This is a genomic window from Amycolatopsis sp. NPDC051106, from assembly GCF_040682775.1.
Lineage (GTDB): Bacteria > Actinomycetota > Actinomycetes > Mycobacteriales > Pseudonocardiaceae > Amycolatopsis.
In genome coordinates, this window is record NZ_JBFBBQ010000067.1 from 40,855 (window position 1) to 47,232 (window position 6,378).

7 protein-coding genes are annotated in these 6,378 nt (G+C 71.4%); 4 read left to right on the forward strand and 3 right to left on the reverse strand.

The window, feature by feature from the left end:
• Position 1 precedes the first annotated feature (1 nt).
• The 3 genes from AB0M83_RS35655 to glgC all read left to right on the forward strand — a co-directional run bounded on the left by AB0M83_RS35655 (position 2) and on the right by glgC (position 4,290).
• Positions 2 to 1,840 carry a glycosyltransferase gene (locus AB0M83_RS35655; protein WP_364523954.1) on the forward strand — a complete coding sequence of 613 codons (1,839 nt, stop codon included), beginning with the start codon at positions 2 to 4 and terminating at the stop codon, positions 1,838 to 1,840.
• Positions 1,841 to 1,921: 81 nt separating this feature from the next.
• The gene (gene glgA / locus AB0M83_RS35660) at positions 1,922 to 3,076 is read left to right on the forward strand and encodes a glycogen synthase (protein ID WP_364523956.1); all 1,155 of its coding nucleotides are present in this window, start codon (positions 1,922 to 1,924) and stop codon (positions 3,074 to 3,076) included.
• A complete protein-coding gene (gene glgC, locus AB0M83_RS35665) occupies positions 3,073 to 4,290 on the forward strand; it encodes a glucose-1-phosphate adenylyltransferase (protein ID WP_364523958.1) in 1,218 nt (405 codons plus the stop codon). The genes glgA and glgC overlap by 4 nt, the downstream gene beginning before the upstream one ends.
• A 15-nt stretch (positions 4,291 to 4,305) precedes the next feature.
• Here glgC and AB0M83_RS35670 read toward each other — a convergent pair whose 3' ends face one another.
• Together AB0M83_RS35670 and AB0M83_RS35675 are read right to left on the reverse strand one after the other, a co-directional pair.
• Positions 4,306 to 4,440 carry a hypothetical protein gene (locus AB0M83_RS35670; protein ID WP_364523960.1) on the reverse strand — a complete coding sequence of 45 codons (135 nt, stop codon included), beginning with the start codon at positions 4,438 to 4,440 and terminating at the stop codon, positions 4,306 to 4,308.
• An 80-nt stretch (positions 4,441 to 4,520) separates the two neighbouring features.
• Positions 4,521 to 4,679: a hypothetical protein gene (locus AB0M83_RS35675; protein WP_364523961.1), complete on the reverse strand. Its 159-nt coding sequence runs from the start codon at positions 4,677 to 4,679 to the stop codon at positions 4,521 to 4,523.
• A gap of 386 nt (positions 4,680 to 5,065) precedes the next feature.
• On the opposite strand from AB0M83_RS35675, the gene AB0M83_RS35680 reads away from it, so the two are divergent.
• Positions 5,066 to 6,103 carry an NADPH:quinone reductase gene (locus tag AB0M83_RS35680; protein ID WP_364523963.1) on the forward strand — a complete coding sequence of 346 codons (1,038 nt, stop codon included), beginning with the start codon at positions 5,066 to 5,068 and terminating at the stop codon, positions 6,101 to 6,103.
• On the opposite strand, the gene AB0M83_RS35685 is transcribed toward AB0M83_RS35680, so the two are convergent.
• The coding region (locus AB0M83_RS35685; RefSeq protein ID WP_364523966.1) for a DUF1932 domain-containing protein at positions 6,087 to 6,378 on the reverse strand (292 nt) is incomplete at its 5' end. The two genes, AB0M83_RS35680 and AB0M83_RS35685, sit on opposite strands and share 17 nt — an antisense overlap.

Consider the following 6,378-nt stretch of genomic DNA (forward strand, 5'->3'; position numbering starts at 1 on the left):
CATGACCGGCCTCACCGCGCAGCGCGGCCTGTTCACGGGCCCGGCGCCGATCGTCAGCAAGGACCTCTACGCGGAGGTGCACACCGGCGCGGCGGTCCGGGACCGCGACGCGATCCGGCTGGAGCCGGGCACGAAGGTGTCGGGTAACACGTACTTCGGCCGGTTCCCGGCCTCCTACTGGCAGCGCTGGTCCACCGTGACCGAGGTGTCGGTCGAGGCCGTCGTGACCGGCACCGGCCTGCTGTCGCTGGGCGCCTCCGACGTCGAAGGCGAACCGCGGGTGGTCGAGGCCGAGCAGGTCGCGAACGCCAAGCAGGCGAAGGTCACGCTGACCGCGAAACTGGACAAGTTCTACGACGGCGGCGCCCTCTGGCTCGACCTGGAAACCGAGGGCGGGCAGACGCTGCGGGTGGAGCAGGTCCGCTGGACGGTCGAAGCGCCGGAGAAGATCCGCCCGACCGCGGTCACCATCTGCACGATGAACCGCGCCGACGACTGCCTCAAAAACCTCCAAGCCCTGGCCGCGGACGTGTCGTCGCTGGAAACCCTGGACGCGATCTACGTCGCCGACCAGGGCACCGACCTCGTCGAGTCTCGTGACGGGTTCGAGCAGGTCGCCAAGGACCTCGGTGACAAGCTGCACTACATCAAGCAGCCCAACCTCGGTGGTGCCGGCGGGTTCACCCGCGGGCTGTACGAGGTGGCCGGGCACACCGCCACCGAACACGCCAACGTGCTGTTCATGGACGACGACGTGCTGCTGGAGCCGGACCTGGTGATCCGGATGACGGCGTTCTCCAACCGCGCCGCCAACCCGATCATCGTCGGCGGGCAGATGCTGAACCTGTTCCACCCCAACCAGCTGCACGTCGGCGCCGAATACGCCCGGCTCAACACCCTCGAGCCCGGCCAGCCGGTCGAGCACTCCCTGACCACCGCTGACCTGCTCGGGGTGGACGAGGAGACGTTGAAGCCGAACCGGCAGGAGCGGCGGCTGGATGCCGGGTACAACGGCTGGTGGTCGTGCCTGATCCCGTATGAGGTGGTGCAGGCCACGGGGTATCCGATGCCGTTCTTCTTCCAGTGGGACGACGCGGAGTACTCCTACCGGGCCCGCGCGCACGGCTTCCCGACGGTGACGTTGCCGGGTGCGGGGGTGTGGCACGCGGACTTCCACATGAAGGACTGGGACGAGTGGCACCGGTACTTCAACCTGCGCAACTCGATCATCACCGCGGCGTTGCACTCGCCGTTCAACCTCAATCTGCTCTCCCGGGTGCTGCTGGCCCAGCTGGTGCGGTATCTGCTCGGCATGCAGTACGGGCTGTCGGCCACGCTGATCAAGGCGGTCGAGGACTTCCTCGAAGGGCCGGAGATCCTGCGTGACGGTGGTGTGGAGGCGATGCAGGAGATCCGCCGGATCCGGGACCAGTACCCGGAGACCAAGCGCCACAAGGCCACCGACGTCCCGGGCATCGCGTCCAACGACATCGGCATCATCAACAGCGCGCCGCCGCCGAGCCGGACCGCCGTGGTGCTGATCAAGCGGCTGCTCGACCAGACCAGGGGCCGCCACCGGTACGGTCTCGGCGCCGTCCCCGCCGACGAAGCCCATTGGTGGCACACCTCACTGTTCGGCACCGTGGTCGTCACCGACGCGAACCAGGACGGTGTCCGCGTCCGGTCCTACGACCGGGCCAAGACCCTGGACCTGGCCAAACGCGGCATCCGGGTGATCCAGCGGCTGCGCAAGGAGGGAGCCGCGGTCCAGGAGCGGTACCTGAGCGCCGTGCCGGAGCTGACTTCGCGGGAGAACTGGACGCGCCTGTACGGCCTCTGAGCCCTGCTCATCCGAGCGATCAAGGAAATTCGCCTGGACGCCAGACTGCGCCGGAGGCCGGGAAGGCCATAGGGTTCGGTCATGAAGGTCGGCCTGCTCACCCGGGAATACCCGCCGGAGGTCTACGGCGGCGCCGGAGTTCACGTGGAGTTCCTCGCCCGGGAGTTGCGGCCGCTGGTCGATCTCGACGTGCACTGCTGGGGCGCGGACCGCCCCGACGCCACCGGGCACACGGATCCCCACGGCTACCGCCAGCCGGCGTTCACGACGATGGACATCGCCGTGTCCATGGCGAACGCCCTCGAAGGCCACGACCTCGCGCACAGCCACACGTGGTACGCGAACCTGGCCGGGCACCTGGCGAAGATGACGCACGGCATCCCGCACGTCGTCACCGCGCACTCGCTGGAGCCGTTGCGGCCGTGGAAGGCCGAACAGCTCGGCGGCGGCTACCGCGTCTCGTCGTGGATCGAACGCGAGGCCTACGAAGCCGCGGACGCGATCGTCGCGGTCAGCGGCGGCATGCGCCGCGACGTCCTCGACGCGTACCCGGCGGTGCCGCCCGAGCGGGTGCACGTGATCCACAACGGCATCGACACCACCCTGTACCGCCCGGACCCGGGCACCGACGCGCTGGCGAAGCACGGAGTCGACCCCGACCGGCCGTACGTCCTGTTCGTCGGCCGGATCACCCGGCAGAAGGGCGTCCCGCACCTGGTCCGCGCGGCCGCGTCGCTCGACCCCGGCACCCAGCTCGTGCTGTGCGCGGGCGGCGCGGACACCCCCGAGCTCGACGCGGAGTTCCGCGGGCTGGTCGCCGAGCTGGAGAAGACGCGCACCGGCGTCCGCTGGATCCCGGAGATGCTGCCGCGCCCCGAAGTCGTGCAGCTGCTGACCCACGCCACGGTGTTCGCCTGCCCGTCGGTCTACGAGCCGCTGGGCATCGTGAACCTGGAGGCGATGGCGTGCGGCACGCCGGTGGTGGCCAGTGACGTCGGCGGCATCCCGGAGGTCGTCGACGACGGCCGGACCGGGCTGCTCGTGCACTACGACGACCAAGACGCGCGCGGGTTCGAAGCGGGCCTGGCCGCCGCGCTGAACGAGGTGGTGGGGTCCCCGGACCGGGCCACCGCGATGGGTACCGCCGGCCGCGAGCGCGCGGTCGGCGAGTTCGGCTGGAAGGCGATCGCCGAGCGGACGGTCGCCCTCTACGAAGCGTGCGGGAGGTCGTCGTGAACACTGGAGCCGACGTGCTGGGCATCGTGCTCGCGGGTGGCGAGGGCAAACGGCTGATGCCGCTCACCGCCGACCGCGCCAAACCCGCCGTGCCCTTCGGAGGTGTGCACCGGCTGGTCGACTTCGTGCTGTCGAACCTGGTGCACGGCGGGTTCCGGCGCCTGTGCGTGCTGACGCAGTACAAGTCGCACTCGCTCGACCGGCACATCTCGACGACGTGGCGCCTCTCGGCGCTGACCGGCGAGTACGTCACACCGGTGCCGGCGCAGCAGCGGCTGGGCCCGCGCTGGTACCAGGGCAGCGCCGACGCCATCCATCAGAGCCTCAACCTGGTCTACGACGAGGATCCCGAGTACATCGCGGTGTTCGGCGCGGACAACATCTACCGGATGGACCCCCGGCAGATGCTGGAGACCCACATCTCCTCGGGCGCCGGCGTCACCGTCGCCGGGATCCGGGTGCCGCGCGCGGAGGCGAGCTCGTTCGGCGTCATCCGGACCACCGACGGCCTGATGATCGACGCGTTCATGGAGAAGCCCGCCGACCCGCCGGGCCTGCCCGACTCCCCCGAGGAGTCGTTCGTGTCGATGGGCAACTACATCTTCACGACGAAGGTGATGCTCGAGGCGCTGCACGCGGACGCCGAGAACGCGGCCTCGCACCACGACATGGGCCGCGACATCATCCCGGCGCTCGTCAAGTCGGGCGAGGCGGCGGTGTACGACTTCAACGGCAACGTCGTGCCCGGTGAGACCGAGCGCGACCACGGCTACTGGCGCGACGTCGGGACGATCGACAGCTACTACGAAGCGCACACCGACCTGATCTCGACGCACCCGATCTTCAACCTCTACAACCGGAAGTGGCCGATCCTGGCCCACCCGGGCCAGCGCGCGGCGGCGAAGTTCGTCGAGGGCGGCTCGGCGAACCAGTCGATCGTCAGCAACGGCTGCATCATCTCGGGGGCGCAGGTCGTCGACTCGGTGCTCTCCCCCGACGTACTGGTGGAGCAGGGCGCGGTCGTCCAGGGATCGGTGCTGCTGGACGGGGCCCGGGTGGGCCGCGGCGCGGTGGTGCGCCGGGCGATCCTGGACAAGAACGTCGTGGTGCCGCCCGGAGCACACATCGGGGTCGACCTGGCCCGGGACCGGGGGCACTACCACGTCAGCGAAGGCGGGATCGTGGTGCTGGGCAAGGGAGAACGCGCTATCTGAGGCTCGCGACGGCCCTCAGGAAGGGGCGTCGACCCGCGCGAGGCGCTCGACCACCTGGCGCGGATCGATGCCCCAGCGTTCGGCCAGCTCCGAGATCGTGGCGCCCGCCGCGTACTCGGCGGCGATCATGCTGTTCACGACCCCGGCCACGTCTTCACTCCTCAACCGCAGATGCCCGTGCGGGCGACATGCTACATGTTCGCTGCGGAGGTCGAACAATGTGCCTCAGGTCAGCGGGCGGCAAACCCGCACGCGATCGCGGCCGCCAGGAACAGCACCGCCAGGGCCGCCGCCCACGCCACGTCCATCGCCGCCGCGAGGTAGGCCTGGGCCGCCGAGACCGCCGCGAACGTCACGGCCAAGCCCCGCCACGCCCACCCCTCGCGCACGCTGGCTGTCCCTCCCCCCGCCGCCGAAAGCGATTCAGCGTCCCGTTTTCTCCGGCTCCCCCGGCGGATTTTTCGCAGTGGCCCGCGCACGCGTGGCGCTGAACACCGCCTCGAAGATCGGCGTCGGTTCCCCGTCGTCGCGCTTCGGCCGCTCGTCCCCCGGACCGGGCTTTTCCTCTCCCACGCGCCCAGTTTCTGCGACGGCGGCCGATTTCGCTCGGGCAGCACCGAAAATCGCCCGGCCGGGGGATCACCCACGCGGCGCCCGTTTTCACGCCGTTTTCGCCCGGCGGCGAACAATCGGGTGGCCCACGCTGCGGATTCACCGTCACCGCATTTTCCGTCCGGCCGGGAATAACCCCGGGGTAACCCGGATTGCACCCGGCATGAAAGCAGTCGTCTACCGCCGCCACGGCGGACCCGAAGTGCTGTCGGTGTCGGAGCGGGCCGTCGCGGACCCGGGTCCCGGCGAGGTCCGCGTCCGGATCGTCGTGTCCGCGGTCAACCCCACCGACTGGAAGGCCCGGCTCGGCCGCGGCGCGGAAGCCGGGACCGAGACGCCCGACACGGTCCCCAACCAGGACGGGGCCGGGGTCGTCGACGCGGTCGGCCCGGACGTCACCGGGGTCGCCCCCGGCGACCGCGTGTGGCTGATCCTCGCCGGCACCCACGGCCCGGCGGCCGGCACCGCGCAGGAGTACACGGTGCTCCCGGCGGAGAAGGTCGTTCCCCTGCCCGACCGCGCCGGTTTCGACGAAGGCGCCGGGTTCGGCGTCCCCGGGCTGACCGCGCACCGGGCGCTGACCGTCGCCGAGGACGGGCCCTCCCGGCTCTCCCCCGGCGCCCTCGACGGCAAGACGGTGCTGGTCAGCGGCGGCGCCGGCGCGGTCGGCAACGCCACCATCCAGCTCGGCCGCTGGGCCGGCGCGACGGTGATCGCGACCGTCAGCAGCGACGAGAAGGCCGCGCTCGCCCGCGCGGCCGGCGCCCAGCACGTGCTGCGCTACCCCGACCCGGACCTCGCCGCCCGGATCCGCGAGGTCGCCCCGGACGGCGTCGACCTGGTCGTCGAGGTCGCGGCCGGGGTCAACGCCGCGCTGCACACCGAGGTCCTGCACCCGCGCGGCACGGTCGCGATCTACGGCGACGACCGCGGTACCGGGAAGGTCACCCTCGACTTCGGCGCGAACCTGTGGCTGAACGCGCGGTACCAGTTCCTGGTGCTCTACACGGTGGGAGCGGACAAGCTCCGCGCCGGCGCCGAAGACGTCTCGGCGGCGCTCGCCGACGGCGCGCTGCGGCTCGGCGAGGACCGCGGTGTGCCGGTCCACCGCTTCCCGCTCGAGGAGACCGCGAAGGCCCACATCGCGTCCGAGGAGGGGGCGACCGGGAAGGTCCTGATCGACGTCACCCCGGCCGGGTGACCAGCGCCTGAAGGAGGTCGAGCACCGTGACGCCGTCGTCGTCGCGGTGCTCGCGCCAGCGGCCGAACAGCTCCTGCGCGGCGGTCAGGAACGCGGGCGAGAGCCCGGCGTCCGCGCACGCTTCGGCGATCTCGGCCATTTCGCCTTCCCAGCGCCAGGCCCGCTGCCCGGCGGAGGCGATCCCGCCGGGCGCGCCCAGCGGCGTGTGCGGCAGGACGTCGGCGGCGAGCTCACGCAGCGCCCCCCCCCCGCCGCGGCGCGCGCGGAGGGGCGGG

Excerpts from the sequence above, each read along its gene's own strand:
- AB0M83_RS35655 (WP_364523954.1), top strand. The coding sequence starts at position 2 with ATGACCGGCCTCACCGCGCAGCGCGGCCTGTTCACGGGCCCGGCGCCG.
- glgA (WP_364523956.1), top strand. The coding sequence starts at position 1,922 with ATGAAGGTCGGCCTGCTCACCCGGGAATACCCGCCGGAGGTCTACGGC.
- AB0M83_RS35680 (WP_364523963.1), top strand. The coding sequence starts at position 5,066 with ATGAAAGCAGTCGTCTACCGCCGCCACGGCGGACCCGAAGTGCTGTCG.